Raw genomic sequence first — 20,216 nt, forward strand, 5'->3', positions numbered from 1 at the left:
GTTAACCATTGTAGGGGGTAGGCCAGAAATGCAGTGTAGTTAGGCCAACCTCTTAGGAAAGAGCTTGCCTCTTGGCTCTTTGCCTACGGCTCTGCGGCCCGCTGCACCAGCACCTGCACTGTCCCAATGGCAACCTGCACTAAGAGCCAACCGGGGCTACACAATGCGATCGCAGTGCGATAGCGCACGTCAAACTGCCGCTGAATTGTCACAATTGCAGCTAACAGGCTCCAAGCCGCCAGCCCAATTTCAATCGGCCTGCCCAAGAGGGGCACCACCGTCAAAAAGTTAAGCATCTGCGGGACGTGAGCAAGCCCAATGGGAGGGAGGATCTGCCGGTAGGCGGGTGAGCGCAGTCTTAGCAGCTGACCCAGCTTCATCACCGTAAATGTCCAAACGGGGTAGCCGGCCCAGAGGGCGGCTCCATTCACTGCAAAACCTAGCAGCAGCAGCGGCCAGGAAATCTGGTAAATCAATAGAATGACAATGCTGCCTAGAGCATGGGAAATTGCCGCCAGAATAACGACCCGTTGAGCCAAGTGCCGAGCCCGTTCAACACCTGTGGTAGTTTCGGCATAGTCAGGATCAAGCGTCAGCACCTGACACATGACTTTTCTGAGTCCCATTTTTGGCATTCCTTACAGCAACATTTGCTAGCTCTGGTTTTGTGCCCTTAGGACGACGTTTTCTGGCAGAAGTTGGTTAAAGGTAGGGTCAGCCTGTTTGTCGTTCAAGGAAACTCCAGTTGAATGATAAGTTTTCTGGGTAACATCCTGCGCTGGCTGCGACATGGTGGATTTGGCTTGCTCCTGTTTGTAGCAGTGCTGCTGCTGGCCTGGGGTACCGTGGCTCCGGTAGGAACGTTGGTCTGGTGGTTGGGGGGCGGTGCTGATGCAGTGGAGAAGCGGGTTCGGCAGCTAACAAATGGGATCAATAGCGAGGCTGGCGAAGACGGCCGCGGTAGTCCCTCGGGGCCAGTCTTAAACCATCGCGCGTTTGATCCCTCCCAAGATGCTGATGGTGCCCGAACAGCCTCAGAGCCAGCCTGCTACATCGTATTTTTGACAGGCGTGGGCGATACCTCAGCCAACGAGTTGGCCTCAGGCGAAGAGAAATTCCTCCAAGGACTGGCCCAAGAGCAGGCAGGTTGCGTCGCGCTGAGCGGCGTCTTTCCCTACTCAGCTGCCAATCCAGATGTGGGAGGGCAGCAAGTTTTTAGGTATCTGCAGGGAGTAGTGAAGAAGGCCGAGGGCTGGGTGGATTTAGCCGAGACTCTGCTACGCATCCGAAATCTCTGGCGTATGGCTATTTCTGCCGATAATCGCTACGGACCTGCCTACAATCGGGGAATTGCCCTGCAAATTGTTGAGCAGATGGATCAGCAGCAGGCTCTGCCCAGCTCTGTCGACCAGCCCATTCAGCTCATTTTGATCGGCACCAGTGGCGGTGTGCAGGTAGCTCTGGCCGCATCGCCTCACCTCGGGCAGTGGCTGCCGGTGGACATTACAGTCGTTTCCCTAGGGGGCGTATTCAATGGCGATGAGGGCTTTGAAACCGTTGACCATATGTATCACCTCAGAGGTGAGCACGACTGGGTTGAAAACATTGGTGGCATTGTTTTTCCCCACCGCTGGCGGTGGACCTTTGCCTCACCTTACAACCGAGCGCGACGTCAGAATCGCTATACAGCCATAGAGAGCGGTCCTCATGAGCACGATGGCGATCGGGGCTATTTTGGTGAAGAGGCGGTAAATGGGAAGCAGACATACTACGAGCTGACGGTTGAGCAGGTAAATCAACTGCCGATTTGGCTGGAAACTGCCGAGTAGCCGTCAGCCCTGAACTCGTCTCTAACCTGCTGGAGCTGTCCTTAGCTAGTCAAGATTTTTCAGCGCTTTTTGACTTTTGAGCGGCATCAACCGCTTCTAAAGAAAGGCCCGTGGTTTCCAGTCGTAGAGCAAAGGTTAAAACCGCTGCTAGCAGGCAAATCAAAGCTAGAACCAAGAGCAGCCAAGACACGCCGAGGCGGTTTTCTAAAATCGGCAGGCCAAAGGTACCTAGAACGGCTCCGGCCTTTGCGATCGCAGCCGCAAACCCAGCCCCACTGGCTCGAATCGCCGTAGGAAACACCTCACCCGACAGCAAGAATGTAGTGGCGTTGGGACCGGCGTTCATCATTAGGTTAAACACCAAAAAGCCAGCAAAGACCAGACCCAGACGGATTGTGTCTGTAGACGCGCCTTGGGACGCTGCCAAAATAACTAAGCCAGCAGCCATGCCCACAAATCCCACGATTTGTAGCCGCATGCGCCCTACCCGCTCAACCAGCAGCACCGCAATTAAAAACCCAGCAATCAGGAACAGGTCCACAAAGGCTGACCCTTTGGCCGACGCGATTGACTGATGCAGAAAATCGGTCTCCCCAGCAAAGGCCAGCGCCGCCAGAATAGTTGGGGTGAAAATACCGATACCGTAGGTAGCAATGTCTTGCAAAAACCAGGGCACCGAGGCCAGCAAAGTACCGCGCCGATAGCGAGCAGAAAAAATAGCGCTGTAGGGCAAGGCCGGTTCGCGCTGCTGCGGATCAGTTTCAGGCGTCAGCGTCATGGGTTCATCCAGCAGCAGAGAAGCCGCTTTGGAGGCAGCTTCGTACTCGCCGCGAGCGATGTGATAGCGGGGGCTCTCCAGCAAAAAGCTGAGCCGCAGCAGGCCCACTGCGATCGCCAGCCCCAGCCCAATGCCCAGCATCCAGCGCCAGCTATAGCGCACCACCATCTCCAAAGAGCCGGGGTAGAAAACTTCAAATAGATGCAGCACAGCCAAACCTGCGATCGCACCCAGCATTGCCCCGACCGCCTGAAACGTAAACGCCCCAATTACCATGCGACCGCGCCAGCGCGACGGCACATTCTCAGTAATGTAGGCCACGCTGATGGGATAGTCTGCGCCAATGGCCACTCCCACCAGAAAGCGAAAGGCAATCAGAGAGGCCGCATTCCAGGCTAGCGCTGTCCCTAGAGTTGCCACCACAAATAGGCCAATGTCTACCACCAGCATTCGCTGTCGCCCCACCCGATCGGTGATGGGTCCCAGCGTTAGCGAGCCGACGAGAGAACCAGCAATGGCAGAAACTGCGATCGCGCCCACCTGTCCCGGCCCCAGATCAAAATCCCGCTCCAGAAAGGGCAGTGCCACCCCAATGATGAAAAAGTCAAAGCCATCTAGGGCAATCAATCCTGCCGACAGCGCCCACAATAGCCACATCACCCGCGTAATGGGAGCTTGATCAAGGCGCTGCTCAAAGGACTGGGGCTGCACCTGAACCATGTCAGGCATGATTTAAATCCCTCACTTCTCCTGTAGCCTTCCTCTCCAACCGTTCACTGCAAACATGCTCCTATGAGCTGCCTCACAGAGACTGCACCGTATGGAGTATAGCTGCAGTGCAAGACAACAGATTAATTGAGACGCTAGGGCCAAGTCGCCTGCCCTAAAGAGTATTAACGCTCTGCGTGGGGTTAAAGGCTCCTTTCAGCCTCTTTAAACAGAAGCTTTTTCAGCTTCTTGAAGCACTCCATTCTTAGGAACAGAAGCAAATTCTAGTCGAATAGCCTTCAATTCGTATTGCGTATATGCAAGTAATCCGCTGATAAACAGACAGGTTCCTAATATCTCTAAAAACTCTTCTACAGTTGAAATGACTTCTGCCAAAAAGATCGGCTGGTGGTAAATATCTGGGAAAAAATTAACTCCTATAAACTCAATACCAGCTCCTCCGACCACAAAAGATACAGCCGCCACAAAGAACAAGCGCTTAACCCGTTGAGGCAATGCCAGGAAAAATCTAAAGTAGCTCAAGCTAACCACCGCAAACAGCATCAGGCTAAAAACATCCCAACGACCTGAGCCGGAAATGCTGTCTCCAGCCTGAGTTGTACTGTTTAATAGACCGTTGATGTTCTCGTGGAGCTGCAGCAACTCATCCACGCTCAAAAACAGAAAAACTAGGGCAAGGCCCTGCCAATACAGCTTCTTTCGAGCGCCCCTAGCCGCCACTGCAATTGTGTACAGCAGCACTGAGCTTAGGAACAACAAAGCTGAGGAATACAGGGTGGGCACATTATTCTCAGCATCTACATTCAAATAAAATACGATTTTGGGATGAATGCTGAAGCTTGAAAAATATTGAACACCTTGAATAAATAGACTAATTAGAGATAGAGCTACTCCTAGAAGAATTAAATTGCGTACAAGCTTGTTTGAGGAAATCTGGATATTCATATTGCAGAGGTCAACTTAAACTTTTTACAACAAGCAGTCCCTACAACTGCTGCAAAGAGCATGGCAAGCTGACCCCCTAAATAGTAGAGAGCTTGTGACTAGACTCTGTAACTCAGAATCTTTGGTGCAAGCATCCTACTTTCGTGAGGTCAGAAGCCTTCTCTGCTAAAGCGAAAGACTGTAGCTAGTGACTCAAGCCTTAGTTAAGGCGGTCAGTTCAAAAGCTTTTTAGGTAGCGAGTACCTTCTTTGACTGCTGCATTCGCTCAACTGTTCCAAAATTCTTATTCTTTCCTTAATTCAGCCTTAAACTTAGTTCAATTTCACCCCAAAAATCAATACCCTGCCCCGTAATTGGCGCATAAGCCAGATATCCGAGAGAGCCACAAGCCTCTCATCGTGCTCAGTTATCGGCTCCGAGGGGGGTAGGGATGCTGTGATTGCAACGTCTACTGGTTACAGCGGGCAGAAATAGCCTGTTTCAGGCCCCAAATACAGAATAATCAGTAGAGCTCATCCGTAGAGGTGTAAAGATTACATATTTATTTGGGCAGTTCTACGTAGTCAAATTAACAAGTTAAGGGGAATAATCGTTAGGTAGATAAGGAGTTCATCTGACAAGATATTTATGTTCTCTGCAGGCTATAGGCTTCCCAAGCTATCTCTGGATAAGGCGATGAGGGGTCATTCCCCTCACAGAGGGGCCACTCCCCTCACCCCATTCAGCAGTTACTAAGAATGCTGTGGATAGCTTGTGAACATGGCCTTTCAGCTTAGCAGTTTGATATTTTGTTCTGAATTTCCGCTATCTCAACAATCAGAAAGGCTCTCATTAAATTGAGGCTCGGGTGTATGGCTCCTTGCTTCAAGCAAAAAGCAAAGAAAACCATTACTTATCAAGACAGGAAATCTTAATGCTTGCCAACTCAATAAAACAGCTTGGAAAGGCGAGCCTTCGCCTACCCACTTTTTTAGCTGCCGGAATTTCACTTAGCCTTTTAGCTTGCTACGCCGCTCCAACTCCAGCGGCTACAGAAACACCCAAGTCAGCCGATGCCTTTGTAGATTCTGTTGGCATCAACACCCGTTTGAGCTACACAGATTGGCCTACAGCCAGCAACTGGGATAACCCAGATCCGGCCCAAAACATCCGCCAACTGCTGGTTAATACGGGTATTCGCCACGTTCGCGATCGCATTCCCAACCCCAGCCTGGAGCCCAACATTACCTATGTCAATCCTCGACTGGCGCAGCTTTACCGCGACAACGGCATCCGCTTTCTCACTGGTATTGACACTCGCAACAACAATGTTTTAGACACTTCAAAAATTCAGTCCTACGTTGATTGGTTTGCCAAGGGAACCATTTCCCTCGATGGTCAGGCCATCCCTGTGCGCAGTCTACTAGAGGCCACCGAAGGGCCAAATGAGTACGACATGCACCATCACCAGAGTTCGCGCGACCCCAACTGGTCAACCAACCTCCGCGCCTATCAGGCGGCCATTCATCAAAAGGTCAGGGCCAGCTCAGTCCTAGCTTCTCTGCCAATTCTGATGCCGTCGCTGGTACATACGCCTTACTGTGGTTCCCCGCTGGGCTCTCTCAGCAACGTGTCAACCTATGGCAATCTTCACTCCTACCCCAACTACCCTTACATGAAGCCGCCTTCCTCTAACTTAGGCTGGCACCTAGACAACGTCTCTGACTGTGTAGGCACTAAGAAGAGTTGGGTCACAGAGACAGGCTACTTCACCAGAACCGGCAACAATAAAGAACTCAGTGAGGCGACAGCTGCCAAATACACCTCCAGGCTGATCGCTGAGTACTTCCGTAGCGGCAAAATCTCTCGTACCTATCTCTATAACCTGGTAACAGGCGGAGTTGATGGCTGGGGCTTGATTGCCGCTCAGAAGACTTCAACTACAGTCAACGGCTGGCAGCAGTACAGCTTGCGGCCTAAGCCTAGCTATCACGCTGTAAAAAGCCTGAACAAGCTGCTGGGCGAAGCCACCTGGTCCAAGACGGAAAAACGTTGGAATGCCCCAGCAGTCAATTTGAGAGCTATTAACCTCTCGTTTGAGGGCAAAGATGCCAATACCCGTCATTTGCTGCTGCAAAAGAGCAACAATCGCTACTACCTGCTGCTGTGGCAGGAGGTAGAAAGCTTCAACCCAACTCAGGGCAACTTCACCCCTAGTCCTGATAAGGTCACTGTCGTGCTGCCTGCGGGCTCCCGACCTCAGGCGCTCCATAAGTACAACAGCCAGTTCACTTTTGGCAGACACTCCTTGGAGGGAAGCAGTTCTCGCCTCAGCATAGACGTGCCGGATAGCGTCACCGTGTTGGAGTTTATCCCACCTGCTCAGTAAGACTGAGACGGGTTGCTATTAAAAAACCGCTTCAGAGCTAGACTCTGAAGCGGTTTTCTCTATTGACCTGTAATCAGCCTAGCCGAAGCGACTTGCGGTTGAGGCTATCAGGAAGGCCGCGTAGGTGAGGATGTAACCCACAGTGAAGTGAGCTAGGCCCACCAGACGAGCCTGAACGATGGACAGTGCAACGGGCTTGTCCTTCCAGCGAACCAGGTTTGCCAGAGGCGTACGCTCGTGCGCCCACACGATGGTCTCAATCAGCTCTTGCCAGTAGCCCCGCCAAGAGATCAGGAACATGAATCCGGTAGCCCAGACCAGGTGCCCGAACAAGAACATCCAAGACCAAACGGCCAGATAGTTCATGCCATAGGGGTTGTAGCCGTTGATTAGCTGAGAGGAGTTGAGCCACAGGTAGTCCCGTAGCCAGCCCATCAGGTAGTTGGAGTTTTCGTTGAACTGGGCTAAGTTACCAGACCACAGGCTCAGGTGTTTCCAGTGCCAGTAGAAGGTGACCCAACCAATGGTGTTCAACATCCAGAACATGGCCAGGTAGAACGAATCCCACGCAGAGATGTCGCAGGTGCCGCCACGGCCAGGGCCGTCACAGGGGAAGCTGTAGCCGAAGTCTTTCTTGTCCGGCATCAGCTTGGAGCCACGAGCATCCAGCGCACCCTTGACCAAGATCAAGGTGGTGGTGTGCAGACCCAGTGCGATCGCATGGTGCACCAGGAAGTCACCAGGGCCAATAGGCAGGAACAGAGAGTTGCTGCTGTTGTTAATTGCATTTAGCCAGCCGGGCAGCCAAGCCGCACCAGTTTGGGTAATGCTATCGGGATTGGACAGCAGGGTATCCATGCCGTAGAGCAGCTTACCGTGAGCCGACTGAATCCACTGCGCAAATACCGGTTCAACCAGAATTTGCTTCTCGGGGGTACCAAAGGCAACCACCACGTCGTTGTGGACATAAAGGCCCAGGGTATGGAAGCCCAGGAACAGAGAGACCCAGCTCAAGTGAGAGATGATCGCTTCCTTGTGCTGCAGAACCCGATCCAGCACGTTGTTCTTATTCGCAGCCGGATCATAGTCGCGGATCAAGAAGATCGCGCCGTGGGCAAAGGCACCCACCATGATGAAGCCAGCGATGTACTGGTGGTGAGTATACAGCGCAGCCTGGGTGGTGTAGTCCCGCGCCATAAACGCATAGGGTGGCAGGGAGTACATGTGCTGAGCCACCAGAGAGGTGACCACACCTAGAGCAGCCAGAGCCAGCGATAGCTGGAAATGCAGGGAGTTGTTCAACGTGTCATAGAGACCGTTGTGGCCTGCGCCCAGCGCACCGCCAAAGGGAGTGCCTTCGGGCGGACGGTGAGCCTTGAGGATTTCCCGGATGCTGTGGCCAATACCGAAGTTAGTCCGGTACATGTGGCCCGCAACGATGAAAATCACCGCAATGGCCAGGTGGTGGTGGGCCATATCCGTCAGCCAGAGAGACTCCGTCTGAGGATGGAAACCACCGAGGAAGGTCAGGATCGCCGAGCCCGAGCCTTGAGCCGTGTTAAAGACATGGCTGGAGGTATCGGGGTCTGCGGCGTACACACCCCAGTTGCCGGTAAAGAACGGAGCTAGACCAGCCGGGTGAGGCTTGACGGACAGAAAGTTGTCCCAACCCACATGCTGACCACGAGACTCAGGAATCGCCACGTGAATCAGGTGACCGGCCCAAGCTAGAGAGCTGACACCGAACAGACCCGCCAAGTGGTGGTTCAGTCGAGATTCAGCATTCTTAAACCAGGACAGGCTAGGGCGGAACTTGGGCTGGAGGTGCAGCCAACCTGCAAACAGGAAGACTGCAGACAGGATCAGCAGGAACACAGCACCAGCATAAAGCTCGCTGCTAGTCCGCATACCGATCGTGTACCACCAGTGGTACACCCCGGAATAAGCGATGTTAACAGGGTTGGAAGCGCCAGCCCGGGTGAACGCGTCCACCGCAGGCTGACCAAAGTGAGGGTCCCAAATCGCGTGGGCGATGGGTCTAACATTGAGCGGATCTTTGACCCACTGCTCGAAGTTGCCTTGCCAGGCGACGTGGAACAGGTTGCCGGAAGTCCACAGGAAGATGATTGCCAGGTGGCCGAAGTGGGAGGCGAAGATCTTCTGGTAAAGATTCTCCTCCGTCATGCCATCGTGGCTTTCAAAGTCGTGGGCTGTGGCAATCCCGTACCAGATCCGACGAGTGGTCGGATCTGCTGCCAATCCCTGGCTAAATTTCGGGAACTTAGTTGCCATAGTCTCTTAAGGATTCCTCCGCGCTCTTATCCTACTGCAATAATTCGAGCCAGGAAGAAGGCCCACGTAGTGGCGATTCCCCCTAGGAGGTAATGGGCTACTCCCACTGCCCGACCCTGAGTAATGCTCAGAGCACGAGGCTGGATCGCAGGAGCGACTTTCAGCTTGTTGTGAGCCCAAACAATAGACTCAATTAGCTCTTGCCAGTAGCCACGGCCGCTGAACAGGAACATCAGGCTGAAGGCCCAGATAAAGTGAGCACCTAGGAACAGCAGGCCGTAGGCCGATAGCGCTGAACCGTAGGAGCCGATAACCTGAGAAGCTTGCGCCCACAGGAAGTCACGCAACCAACCGTTGATGGTGATAGCGCTTTGGGCAAAGTTGCCAGCGGTGATGTGAGACACCGTGCCGTCGGGGTTGACTGTGCCCCAGACGTCAGACTGCATCTTCCAGCTGAAGTGGAAAATTGCAATTGAAAGGGAGTTGTACATCCAGAACAATCCCAGGAAGACGTGGTCCCAACCAGAAACCTGGCAGGTGCCGCCCCGGCCCGGACCATCACAGGGGAAGCGGAAGCCCAGTTCACCTTTGTCTGGAATCAGGCGGGAGCTGCGAGCAAACAGCACGCCCTTCAGGAGAATCAGTACGGTCACGTGAATCGTGAACGCATGGATGTGGTGCACCATAAAGTCAGCGGTGCCCAAGGTAATCGGCATCATCGCCACTTTGCCAGCCACAGCAACCACACCGCCGCCGAAGGCATAGCTAGCAGGCTCTAGCGCGTTGGGCGCGGTTGCGCCACCTGCTGCTAAAGTGTGCAGGCCTTGTACCCACTGAGCAAAGATGGGCTGAAGCTGAATCGCGGAGTCTGAGAACATGTCCTGGGGACGGCCCAGAGCCCGCATGGTGTCGTTGTGAACGTATAGACCAAAGCTATGGAAGCCGAGGAAAATACAAACCCAGTTGAGGTGGGAAATGATGGCATCGCGAGAGCGGATCATGCGATCCAGCGCGTTGTCCATATTTACCGCCGGATCGTAGTCACGCACCATGAAGATAGCGGCGTGAGCACCAGCACCGACAATCAGGAAGCCGCCAATCCACATATGGTGGGTGAAGATCGACAGCTGAGTTGGGTAGTCGGTAGCCAGGTACGGGTAGGGCGGCATGGCATACATATGCTGTGCCACGATGATGCTCAGAGAGCCTACCATGGCCAGGTTTACTGCCAGCTGAGCATGCCAAGAGGTGGTCAGGTTATGGAACAGACCCTCGTGACCCCGACCGCCAAACAGGAGCGGATCGCCCTTGTGGTTGTCGAGAATCTCCTTCATGCTGTGACCGATACCCCAATTGGTGCGGTACATTTGACCGGCAATAATAAGGAGTACAGCCAGAGCTAGGTGGTGGTGAGCGGTGTCAGACAGCCAGAGGCCGCCAGTTACCGGGTTTAGACCACCCTTGAAGGTGAGGAAATCTGCATAAGCAGACCAGTTGAGGCTAAAGAAGGGAGTGAGTCCCTGATTAAAGCTGGGGTACAGCTCAGCCATCAGGCTCTTATCCAAGATGAACTCATGGGGCAGGGGAATATCCTGCGGAGCCACACCGGAATCGAGCAGCTTGTTGATGGGTAGAGACACGTGAATTTGGTGTCCTGCCCAGCTCAAGGAGCCCAAGCCCAGCAGACCTGCCAGGTGGTGGTTCATCATGGATTCCACGTTCTGGAACCACTCCAGTTTGGGAGCCCGCTTGTGGTAGTGGAACCAGCCAGCAAACAGCATCAGGCCAGCCATGACAAGAGCGCCAATGGCAGTGACGTAGAGCTGGAAGCTGTTGGTAATACCGGCAGCCCGCCAAATGTGGAAGAAACCAGAGGTGATCTGAATGCCGTGGAAGCCACCGCCCACGTCACCATTCAGAATTTCCTGACCAAAGATTGGCCAAACGACTTGTGCACTAGGCTTGATCCCCGTGGGATTAGACATCCAGGCTTCGTAGTTCGAAAAACGAGCGCCATGGAAATACATGCCGCTCAGCCAGATGAATATGACTGCTAGGTGGCCGAAGTGTGCACTAAAGATCTTGCGCGAAATGTCTTCTAAGTCACTGGTATGACTGTCGAAATCGTGAGCGTCGGCATGGAGGTTCCAAATCCAGGCGGTGGTTTTGGGGCCTCGAGCCAAAGTGCGGTCAAAGTGTCCTGGCTTACCCCACTTCTCGAAAGAAGTTGGTACCGGGTCTTTATCTACCACGACTTTAGCTTTTGCCTCCCGCTCGCGCGGGGTAGTTGTCATGGAGACTCTCCTCTCTCTAGACAAGAACGAACAAACCGAGGAATTGTCGCTGATTTCTCAAAATCATACCCTCCCTTGTTTTGTAACGGTCGGGTAAGACCAATTCTCAGCGGTGATTGCTCTTGAGCATTATAGTCTCGCAGTTTGGTCGTTTTTAAGCACAGTTAACAATATTTCAACCTGTGAAATGCCTGATCCTGTCTAGGTTCCGGCCAAAGCTAAAGCAAAAAATTGGACTTCAGCATAGGCTTCATTAACAAATCTCAACAAGAAAGTAACGGTTAGTTATTCAAAAGGGGAGAAATAGACAATTTATTATTAATAAATGTAATAAAACGTTCACAAAAGAGCTTTGGCTCTGGCAAAAAGCCTTATTTTAGGCAGCTGCGCTCGATCTTTAAGCTGGATCCATAGAAACTGATTGGGCCTGTTAATGATTTGCTTCCAGAATTTTGAATAGCGTTTGAGTTTTAGACAGTGCGGCAGATTATAGAAACTGAGTTAATTTCTGAGAATTTGACTGCGAAGTGTGGAGAACTGTAACGGTTTCCTGGGATCAGGGACACGAGGACACGGAAACATGGGGCAGAGGAATGAGAGAGAGCTGGGGTGATTTCAGCTTGGGGACTGTATAAGCGGACTCGGGCTTTCTTCTCATTTATATAAGGCGATTTGGAGCCGAAAGTGACCTATGTTAATAGGTGCGAGTTTATGGACGAAACAAGCAGTCATGGGCGTGTACAAGGGCTTGGCTGGTATCGGGCGTGGCATCGTCGCTGTTATCTTGGCAGGTGCTCTGAGTTTGGGGGTGTTTGGCTGTGCTAAGCCAACTGCTCCTAAGGCATTGCTGACTGAGCCCACGACTCAACCCAATCGGCTAAGCGGGCCGATGGAGGAGGTTTCGCCGCCAGAAACGCTGCAAACGCTGAAGCAGATCGTTGATGCCTATGATCCCCAGGTGCGAATTCTCAGTCCGCGCCCTGGGGAAGTGGTGGAAAGCACCACGGTTTCGGTGCGATTTCAGGTGCGCGGACTGCCTATATTTAAAGATCCGAAGTGGGAACTAGGACCGCACCTGCATGTGTTTCTCGATGATGAGCCTTACCGAGCTGTTTACGATCTGACAGAGCCTCTGATGTTGTCGGATCTGGCTCCGGGGACTCACACGCTGCGGGTTTTTGCCTCGCGTCCTTGGCACGAGAGTTTTAAGAACCAGGGCGCTTTTGACCAGCGCACCTTCCATATATTTGCTCAAACGCCTCAAAAAGCACTAGACAAAAACCAGCCGCTGTTGACCTACAGCCGACCTCAGGGCAGCTACGGGGCAGAGCCGATCATGCTGGATTTTTATCTGACCAATGCACCGCTTCATGCGATCGCACAGGAAAACAGTCAAGACAGCATTTCTGACTGGCGCATCCGCTGTACGGTAAACGGGCAGAGCTTTGTTTTTGACCAGTGGCAGCCAGTCTATTTAAAGGGCTTTAAGCCAGGGCAGAACTGGGTTCAGCTGGAGCTGATCGATGAGAACGGCGAGCTAATTGACAACGCCTTTAACAATACAGTGCGGGTAATTAACTACGAGCCAGGGGGCGAAGATACGCTGTCTCAGCTGGTGCGAGATGAGCTGAGTCTGCAGACAGTAGCAGGCATTATCGATCCCACCTATATTGCGCCCGAGGAGACAGCTCCGGGGATCGCGCCGCCAGCAATTGAATCGGCAGAACCTGAATCCTTACCAGAGCTTTTACCTGAGGCGGGAGAACCAGAACCGGCACCGGCACCTGCAGTTCTTCCCCCAACAGCTGAAGAAGAACCGTCGATCGAAGCGCCCTCCATTGAGGAACTCCCCAAAGAGGAACCACTAGAACGTGAGCCGATGCCGCAGGTTGAAGAACCAGCCCCTGAGGTAAAAGCTCTAGAGGAACCAGTGGAGGAAGAACCAGCCCTCAAAGAACTCATTCCAGAAGAAAACGCTTTAGAGGATCTCGCCTCTGAAGAACTGGCTCCCGCTCCAGAGGTTGAAGCAGAGCCAGCTGAGCCATTGCTGCCTGACCAAACCGTCCCAATACTGCCAGCCCCCATCGATCTGCCCCAAATATTGGAGCCGCCGCTAACCGATAGTAAACCTGTCCCGGACGTGTTGGAGGGGCTGCCCGAAGCCGAGCAACCTCTCTCGCCACCACCTCAAATTCCGGATGTGTTGGATTCTGCGCCAACCTCTAGCCGCTTCTTCAAAGATTTCAAGCAGTGGCGGCAGCAGCACCAGCAGCCCAAAGTGCCGCCTGAGATGGCTCCTTCCTCAGGTCTGCGAGAGCTGCCTGACGCTCTCAGTGTCCCTGTCCCTGATCCCGAAGTCGAGCCGCTGCCGCTGCCGCCAGACAACAGCCTAGAATCCCCGGCTCAGATACTGCCGGAGATTGTGGTGCCGCCCGATAGCAAAGATATAGGGGAGCCGCTCGACTTAGTTGAGCCAGAGCCTCAGATAGACAAGCCCGATCAGCCCGATAGGGCTCGACCGACCCCGGCCAGCCCAGAGCAACTCTTTATATAGAAGAGTCTGTCACTTAGAAGATCCGGCGGAAGCCAAAGATGGCATTCAGGATTTGGGTGAAGGGGCTAAGCAGAATGCTGGTAGTTTCGCCAAAGGCAGCGACGCCAGAGCGGCCCACGACGACAACATCCTGGTTCATTAAAATGGGGTTGCCTTCATCGTTGATGCCCTGGTTAAAGTCCACCGGTACATCTCGTTGGGCAACTGAGCCATCGGGGTTGAGGCGAACCAGGCTGACTGAGCGCTGATTGGCGCGATTGGTAAATCCACCGGCTACTAGGAGGGCCTGATTTAGAGGTGTGTTGAGAGGCACCTCCACTAGGCCGGGTCGATCGACTTCTCCAGCAACATATATCTGAATTGAGTCGGGGGCAAAGCTGGCAGTGGCTAGCTCGGTTGCCTCTGCCGGGGAAAGCGTTTGGGCTATAGGGATGTAGACTTCATCCCCCCCTTGCAAAACAATATCCTGAGCCAGATCGCCAGACCGCACCAGATCCCACAAATTAATAGTGGCAACCTGCTTCTGACCAGCCCCAACGGAGCGGCGAATTTCGACGTCTTTTAAGTTGGCGCGGGCGGTGATCCCACCAGCTTGGGAAATCGCCTGAGTGAGGCTAGGGAACGTCAAGATCTGATTGTCGTTAGTCGATTCAATCGTGTAGGTACCAGGGCGATTGACTTGACCTGAAATGGCAACGCGAATAGGACGCAGCCTGACTGGAGTCACGGTGATCAGCGGGCGGCGAATGTAGGGGGCATAGGCAGTTGCGATCGCAGCTGACGCCCCCTGGAAGGTCAGTCCCTCCACCATAACCCGGTCAATCCGAGGTAGATTGATAGCGCCATCTTGAAGCACAATCACTTGACCGCTGTACTCCTCAGCCCCAAACACACTGATATTGATGACATCGCCTGGTCCAAGTCGATAGTCAACATTCACAGAATAGCTACTGCTTGTTGCAAACGGCTCGGTTGCATCAAACCCCATAGAAGGTTGAGACAGAGGCTGCACCGGAGGCTGTAAAAGTGTCTCTGTCACAGGGGTTGACTGACCCCGCACAGCACCTGACATAGACTGAGCTGCGGCAGGCTGCACGAGCGTTGTCAGCAGTATTGCAGTCGATAGGCTGACAGGAGTCCAGTGGTAGAGAAAGGGGTGCAAATCAACCATGATTTTAGAGCAATGAAAAAATAGTGGGAACTCGTATCAAAGAAAGTCGTCCTAACCTTCTATAAACGCTGTAGATTTACGGATATCTTCGCTTAATTGTGAAGAAGCCTGAGCGTCTGAAATGTTCCCTCAGAGGGAGTCTCGTCTTCCGAGCACAGCTTATCCTACTGAGTAAACTCATTTAGGTTCCTGTGACTTTAGATACAAAGATCTACGGCTAAATACTAGTAAATACTGAATCAAGAGCATGCCAATTTAAGCTGATTTGAAGATAGCTGGGTGAGTCTTTTCCGTAATTGAGTAAAAACCGCTGGAAGTTCCATAAATTGGCAAATTCTTTCGGAAATTTATGAAATATTAGATGTACTGTACTGAACCACCTCGACTATGCATTGCTCTTTTTTACGTATTTTTTCAATGTAATGTATTGATATTGACTAATCGCTGCCCGAGATTTTCGTATTTTTTTGGTGAAGTTGAAACAGTAATCTCTCGCTTGCGTCTAGCTTATTATGGGTTGGGCGTCACTCCCTGGGGGCTTTCGGCCGACCAGTGGGAGACTACAATTCAGGGCAAGAAGCCTGAGGACAGTCTTAGCGGCAAAGGAATTGATTAGTTGGGAGGCCGACCTCCTAATTATTTAGACCTGAGAATTCTCCTTTGAGTCGGACTGATTCACCGCCCAAAGATGTCATCGGGTAAGTGCTTTTACCCGCCTGAGCCAACGAATTTTGCAGGGTCAGTAATTTATAGGGGAAAGCGCTGAACTATGAAAATTGCGCTAGTGCACGATTATCTCACCCAACGAGGGGGAGCTGAACGAGTCTTCGAACTGCTCTGTAGACGATTTCCAGAGGCAGGCATCTTTACGTCGCTGTATGATCCCGAGCGAACTATTGACCTTCGCAATCGGATTGTTAACACTACAAGTTTGCAGAGCATACCAGGTGCTGCCCGTTATTTCCGGCTGTTTGCGCCACTGTATTTTCCGGCCTTTCGAGCCTTGGACCTGCAGGATTATGACCTGATCTTGAGCAGCACAACCAGCTTTGCCAAAGCCGTGCGCAAAGCCCCCAATGCACTGCACATTTGTTTTTGTCACAACGTCACTCGATTTCTGTGGGATACGGAAACGTATCTTCGAGGTTACAAGGAATATCAGATTCTGTATCCACTGCTGGAGCCAGTCTTTCAGCAGCTGCGTAAGCTGGATTTGGAATATGCCGACGAACCCGACGTTTACGTGGCTAACTCTAGTACCGTTGCTGAACGCATCAACCGATTTTATAACCGGCCGGCAACGACGATTAACTACCCAATTGAGGATGGCCGTTTCGTCTTTTCTGACCAAAAAGAGGATTACTGCCTGGTTTCCTGTCGGCTGCTGAGCTACAAGCGCGTAGATATCATTGTAGAAGCGTTTAACTGGCTGGGCTGGCCACTGATAATTACTGGTGATGGCCCCGAACGCGAGCGGCTAGAGGCTATGGCCCTTGAGAACGTTCGCTTTTTGGGCCACGTCAGCGATGACGAAAGGGCGAAGCTGATGTCAAAAGCCCGTATGGTTATTGTGGCAGCGTTGGAAGATTACGGACTGGTGCCGGTTGAGGCCAACGTCAGCGGCACACCGGTTATTGCCTACGGTGCGGGGGGCGTGCTCGACACCCAGGTGCCAGGGGTGACTGGGCTTTTCTTCAACCGTCAGACACCCGATGCGCTGCAGGCTGCACTTCAAGAAGCTGCGAACCAAAACTGGGATTATCACAAAATCCGAGAACATGCGATCGCAAACTTCACTGAAACCGCTTTTTTCGACAAGCTCAATGATTTTTTGTCCACCGTCCTCGACGAATTTTCCGCCAAGGAAATTGGACTGGATCTTTGCATCTCGAACAGGGGGTAAACACCGTGACCAGTGACATCATGCAACCTGCAGGCGAACAGGAATTTGGCTACGGCCAGCTTCTCGGAGTCTTGCTACGGCGCTGGGTTTGGCTGGCCGGATCGTTGAGCCTAGCAATGGCTGGAGCCGTGTATGTGGCGTCACAACAAGAGCCAACCTATCAAAGCTCTATGCAGCTCATTGTCGAACCCAACTTCCAGCAAGACCTGCGCAGCGAAGATCTGACAGGCATTGCCACGACTCAGGTCAATGAGACCGACTATGCCACTCAGCTCACCCTGATGCGCAGCAAACAGTTCATCGAAGAGGCCGTCGCCTCTCTTCAAGAAGAATATCCAGAGCTAGACCCAGACTCTGTTGCCCGCGCCTACTCCCTAGGACGCATTAAAGAGGATAAAAACGCCACTCGCATTTTCCAGGCCACCTACGTTGACGACGATCCAACCAGAACTCAGCGAGTTTTGCAGGCCATGCAGGCTGTTTACCTGCGCTACAACGAAGAGCGGCAGGAAGATCGCCTGAATCGGGGACTCAACCACGTCAATGAGCAGCTCAAAAGAACGCGAGGAAATCTACAGACAGCCCAATCCTCTTTAGAACAGTTTCGCCAGGGCCAAAACCTGCTCGATCCAGCGGTGCAGGGCCAAGCCGTAGTTGAAGCCCTAAACCAGGTTCAAAGCGAGCAGCGGCAGCTTTTGGCCGACTTTAGTGGAGTAGAAAGCCGTTACCAAGTACTCCAGCAGCAGCTCGCTCTCTCACCTCAAAACGCTCAGCTCGCCGCTCGCCTAAGCCAGTCTGGACGAGTCCAGGCTCTACTCACCAGCCTTCAGGAAGCCAATCTGGCTCTCGCTGATCGTCGCATTATCTTCACCGATCAAGACGAAGAAGTGCAGGTGCTGATCGAACAGCGCGATAACCAGTTGGCAGAGCTGCGGCAGGAAATTAGCTCCATTGCCCGACGCCCTGTCGAAGACTTGGATCCTACCATCCAATCTTTGCTGCAGTTAGGGCCAATAGACCTGAACCTGGTCGGCAGCCTGTTAGAGGCCGATTCTTCCCTGCAGAGCCTGCAGGCCCGCTGGCAAAGCCTAACCGAGATGGAAGAACTGCTGCTGCAGGAGTTGCAGCGCTATCCTAGCCTGATTGCCGAGTACGATCGCCTGCAGCCCAACGTGGAAATCGAGCGCACCACGCTCCAGCAGCTCCTGGAGCAGCGAGAGCAACTCAGCTCTGAGCTGGCTCGAGGCGGCTTCACCTGGGAAGTGATTGAGCAGCCCCAACTGGGGTACCAGATTGGGCCTGATACGACGCGTCCGCTGGCTTTAGGAGTAGTTGCCGGTCTTTTTGTTGGGGGAGCACTGGCTTTTGTCCGAGAGAGCATGGACAAAGTCGTGCGCACCTCAGACGATCTGAAAAAGCAGGTGCCGCTGCCGTTACTCGGTATTTTGCCGACCCAGGTGGTGCGGCGTGGGTTTGCTATGCCCACCCTGAAGCGAGATCAGCCGCCGCTGCCAGGTAGCCTGCACCCAGAACTGGCCGGTTCAGAGCTGATGCAGACCATCTTGTGTCCCCCTTTTCGAGACTCCCTGGACCTGATCGCCAACCAGATTCAGCTTCTACAAAAGGACCATGTACCAAAAGCGCTGGCAATTACCTCTGGATTACCAGGAGAGGGTAAGACCACCTTGACCCTGGGCCTGGCCATCAGCCTATCGCGCATGAACCAACGAGTTCTAGTGATCGATGCAGACTTGAGACGCTCCGGCATTCAGGCTCAACTAGGGCTAGCGTTAGAAAGTGGTCTCTCTACCCTGTTATCAGTGGGATCGGGCTTCAACCGCCCTCATCGGCTCGACTTTTCTACCACCCATATCGACATTCTGCCAGCCGGCCCTGCTCCAGCAGATCCCATCACGCTCTTAAGTTCTCCCCGGTTCCGTAACCTGATTGCCAAATGCAAAGACCACTACGACCTAGTTCTGATCGATACTCCTCCAGTCTTGGGAATGGCAGATGCGCTCAAGGTAGGAGCCGCTTGCGACAGTACTGTGCTGGTAACGCGCCTAGATCGCATTACTCAGCCAGAACTGACAGAGGTGCTGGCACTCTTGACACCGCTTGAGGTGCTTGGCATTATCGCCAACGGTGCCAAGAGCACTTCATCCCGATACACAAGTTATGCAAATCAGCCCTATGTAGCGGCACCTTGAGCCAAGCATAGGGGTCGGCATCTACAGCTGCATCTACAGCTATCGACTGTAAGCACTCAATCATCACACTCTAAGTACCATCGGAGTTGATTTCCCCCATGCTTTCTGACAACAGCCTGCTTGACTTTAAGCTAACCGAGGAGCCGCTAGTTAGCTGCTCCGTGACACCTAAATTGTCCTGTTCCTTACGCTGGCGGCAGGGTAAGCTGTGGGTCAGCCAAGCCTACGGTAGCCGAGACATTCCGCTGCCGGCGCTGGCTAGCGAAGAGTGGTTTCGGGCCTGTTTGAATCGTTCACGGGCCAAGGCAGTCTGTATCGACCCTACCTTAGGCAATGCCGCCGTGACCCTGTGGGCCAAAGCCTGTAAGGAGGCGGGCAAGCCTCTCTATGTACGCATCCCATCTACATCGGCTCTACCCCACAAACAAAATCCGCTGGGGTGGATGGCAAAGCGGTTGTGCGATCAGGCAGCAACGGCTTTGCTGCTAGTAATCTTGAGCCCGCTGATGCTGGTGCTGGCAGGCCTCATTAAGCTGCAGGATGGCGGCCCAATCTTTTACTGCCAGTGGCGGGTAGGGCAAAGGGGTAAGCTGTTCCGCATTTTCAAGTTTCGCTCCATGGTAGTGAATGCAGAGAACCTGCACTACAAACTCATGGCTGACCAACGGGGGCTGCATAAGCTACAAGACGACCCTCGAGTAACCCCTCTGGGCAAGTGGATACGTAAGTTTAGTCTGGATGAACTGCCCCAGTTGTTGAATGTGTGGCGCGGAGAGATGAGCCTGGTAGGCCCACGCCCCTGGGCGATTTATGATGCTGTGCGCATCGCGCCGGAACTGCGTCACCGGTTAAATGCTTTGCCGGGCATGACTGGTGCCTGGCAGGTAGAAGCCCGTTCGACCGAAGTTGATCTCACTACCGTAAACCGTCGGGACTTGGCTTACTTGAAAAACTGGACAGTTTGGCAAGACCTAAAATTCCTGCTACTGACGGTGCCTAAGGTCCTGCTGGGCTCTGGGGCCTACTAGAGTCCGCACAGTATTTCTCCCTGTGTGTTCCCTGTATCAACCTGAAAAGCACTGCTTGCCTGCCATAGCTGAACTTGCCTAGAAGGTGAAGCATTAATTTGGGCAAACAGATTCC

12 protein-coding genes are annotated in these 20,216 nt (G+C 53.1%); 6 read left to right on the top strand and 6 right to left on the bottom strand.

The features are described 5' to 3' along the window. Positions 1–83 precede the first annotated feature (83 nt). Entirely contained in the window at positions 84–626 is a 543-nt protein-coding gene (locus H6G13_RS23585) for a hypothetical protein (protein WP_190487509.1), read from the bottom strand. A 123-nt stretch (positions 627–749) separates the two neighbouring features. Between H6G13_RS23585 and H6G13_RS23590 the strand changes: the two genes are divergently transcribed. Next, positions 750–1,829 carry a hypothetical protein gene (locus H6G13_RS23590; RefSeq protein ID WP_190487510.1) on the top strand — a complete coding sequence of 360 codons (1,080 nt, stop codon included), beginning with the start codon at positions 750–752 and terminating at the stop codon, positions 1,827–1,829. Between the two features lie 49 nt (positions 1,830–1,878). Here H6G13_RS23590 and H6G13_RS23595 read toward each other — a convergent pair whose 3' ends face one another. Together H6G13_RS23595 and H6G13_RS23600 are read right to left on the bottom strand one after the other, a co-directional pair. Beyond that, on the bottom strand, positions 1,879–3,327 hold the full coding sequence (locus H6G13_RS23595; protein ID WP_190488292.1) for an MFS transporter: 1,449 nt from the start codon (positions 3,325–3,327) through the stop codon (positions 1,879–1,881). A 213-nt stretch (positions 3,328–3,540) separates the two neighbouring features. After that, complete coding sequence (locus H6G13_RS23600; protein ID WP_190487511.1) at positions 3,541–4,281, bottom strand: hypothetical protein; 741 nt, start codon at positions 4,279–4,281, stop codon at positions 3,541–3,543. Positions 4,282–5,194: 913 nt separating this feature from the next. Between H6G13_RS23600 and H6G13_RS23605 the strand changes: the two genes are divergently transcribed. Then, positions 5,195–6,649: a hypothetical protein gene (locus H6G13_RS23605; protein WP_190487512.1), complete on the top strand. Its 1,455-nt coding sequence runs from the start codon at positions 5,195–5,197 to the stop codon at positions 6,647–6,649. 78 nt (positions 6,650–6,727) lie between these two features. Here the strand turns inward: H6G13_RS23605 and psaB are convergent, their stop codons facing one another. Further along, positions 6,728–8,941: a photosystem I core protein PsaB gene (gene psaB / locus H6G13_RS23610; protein ID WP_190487513.1), complete on the bottom strand. Its 2,214-nt coding sequence runs from the start codon at positions 8,939–8,941 to the stop codon at positions 6,728–6,730. A 26-nt stretch (positions 8,942–8,967) separates the two neighbouring features. After that, positions 8,968–11,235 (bottom strand): photosystem I core protein PsaA, encoded by a 2,268-nt coding sequence (gene psaA / locus H6G13_RS23615; protein ID WP_190487514.1) that lies wholly within the window; start codon positions 11,233–11,235, stop codon positions 8,968–8,970. 730 nt (positions 11,236–11,965) lie between these two features. Here psaA and H6G13_RS23620 point away from each other — a divergent pair. Continuing rightward, the gene (locus H6G13_RS23620) at positions 11,966–13,789 is read left to right on the top strand and encodes a hypothetical protein (RefSeq protein ID WP_190487515.1); all 1,824 of its coding nucleotides are present in this window, start codon (positions 11,966–11,968) and stop codon (positions 13,787–13,789) included. A gap of 13 nt (positions 13,790–13,802) precedes the next feature. On the opposite strand, the gene H6G13_RS23625 is transcribed toward H6G13_RS23620, so the two are convergent. After that, positions 13,803–14,960 (bottom strand): SLBB domain-containing protein, encoded by a 1,158-nt coding sequence (locus H6G13_RS23625; protein WP_190487517.1) that lies wholly within the window; start codon positions 14,958–14,960, stop codon positions 13,803–13,805. 769 nt (positions 14,961–15,729) lie between these two features. Here H6G13_RS23625 and H6G13_RS23630 point away from each other — a divergent pair. The 3 genes from H6G13_RS23630 to hepC all read left to right on the top strand — a co-directional run bounded on the left by H6G13_RS23630 (position 15,730) and on the right by hepC (position 20,101). After that, positions 15,730–16,863 carry a glycosyltransferase gene (locus tag H6G13_RS23630; protein ID WP_190487519.1) on the top strand — a complete coding sequence of 378 codons (1,134 nt, stop codon included), beginning with the start codon at positions 15,730–15,732 and terminating at the stop codon, positions 16,861–16,863. A gap of 5 nt (positions 16,864–16,868) precedes the next feature. Beyond that, positions 16,869–19,073 (top strand): polysaccharide biosynthesis tyrosine autokinase, encoded by a 2,205-nt coding sequence (locus tag H6G13_RS23635; protein WP_190487521.1) that lies wholly within the window; start codon positions 16,869–16,871, stop codon positions 19,071–19,073. A gap of 98 nt (positions 19,074–19,171) precedes the next feature. Continuing rightward, positions 19,172–20,101 carry a heterocyst development glycosyltransferase HepC gene (hepC, locus tag H6G13_RS23640; protein WP_190487522.1) on the top strand — a complete coding sequence of 310 codons (930 nt, stop codon included), beginning with the start codon at positions 19,172–19,174 and terminating at the stop codon, positions 20,099–20,101. The last annotated feature ends 115 nt before the right edge of the window (positions 20,102–20,216 follow it).

Origin of the sequence: Pseudanabaena sp. FACHB-2040 (genome assembly GCF_014696715.1) — a bacterium.
GTDB lineage: Bacteria > Cyanobacteriota > Cyanobacteriia > Phormidesmidales > Phormidesmidaceae > JACVSF01.

What these genes read in the sequence shown, in the direction of transcription:
- H6G13_RS23585 (WP_190487509.1), bottom strand. Translation starts at nt 626, where the DNA reads ATGGGACTCAGAAAAGTCATGTGTCAGGTGCTGACGCTTGATCCTGAC.
- H6G13_RS23590 (WP_190487510.1), top strand. Translation starts at nt 750, where the DNA reads ATGATAAGTTTTCTGGGTAACATCCTGCGCTGGCTGCGACATGGTGGA.
- H6G13_RS23595 (WP_190488292.1), bottom strand. Translation starts at nt 3,327, where the DNA reads ATGGTTCAGGTGCAGCCCCAGTCCTTTGAGCAGCGCCTTGATCAAGCT.
- H6G13_RS23600 (WP_190487511.1), bottom strand. Translation starts at nt 4,281, where the DNA reads ATGAATATCCAGATTTCCTCAAACAAGCTTGTACGCAATTTAATTCTT.
- H6G13_RS23605 (WP_190487512.1), top strand. Translation starts at nt 5,195, where the DNA reads ATGCTTGCCAACTCAATAAAACAGCTTGGAAAGGCGAGCCTTCGCCTA.
- psaB (WP_190487513.1), bottom strand. Translation starts at nt 8,941, where the DNA reads ATGGCAACTAAGTTCCCGAAATTTAGCCAGGGATTGGCAGCAGATCCG.
- psaA (WP_190487514.1), bottom strand. Translation starts at nt 11,235, where the DNA reads ATGACAACTACCCCGCGCGAGCGGGAGGCAAAAGCTAAAGTCGTGGTA.
- H6G13_RS23620 (WP_190487515.1), top strand. Translation starts at nt 11,966, where the DNA reads ATGGGCGTGTACAAGGGCTTGGCTGGTATCGGGCGTGGCATCGTCGCT.
- H6G13_RS23625 (WP_190487517.1), bottom strand. Translation starts at nt 14,960, where the DNA reads ATGGTTGATTTGCACCCCTTTCTCTACCACTGGACTCCTGTCAGCCTA.
- H6G13_RS23630 (WP_190487519.1), top strand. Translation starts at nt 15,730, where the DNA reads ATGAAAATTGCGCTAGTGCACGATTATCTCACCCAACGAGGGGGAGCT.
- hepC (WP_190487522.1), top strand. Translation starts at nt 19,172, where the DNA reads ATGCTTTCTGACAACAGCCTGCTTGACTTTAAGCTAACCGAGGAGCCG.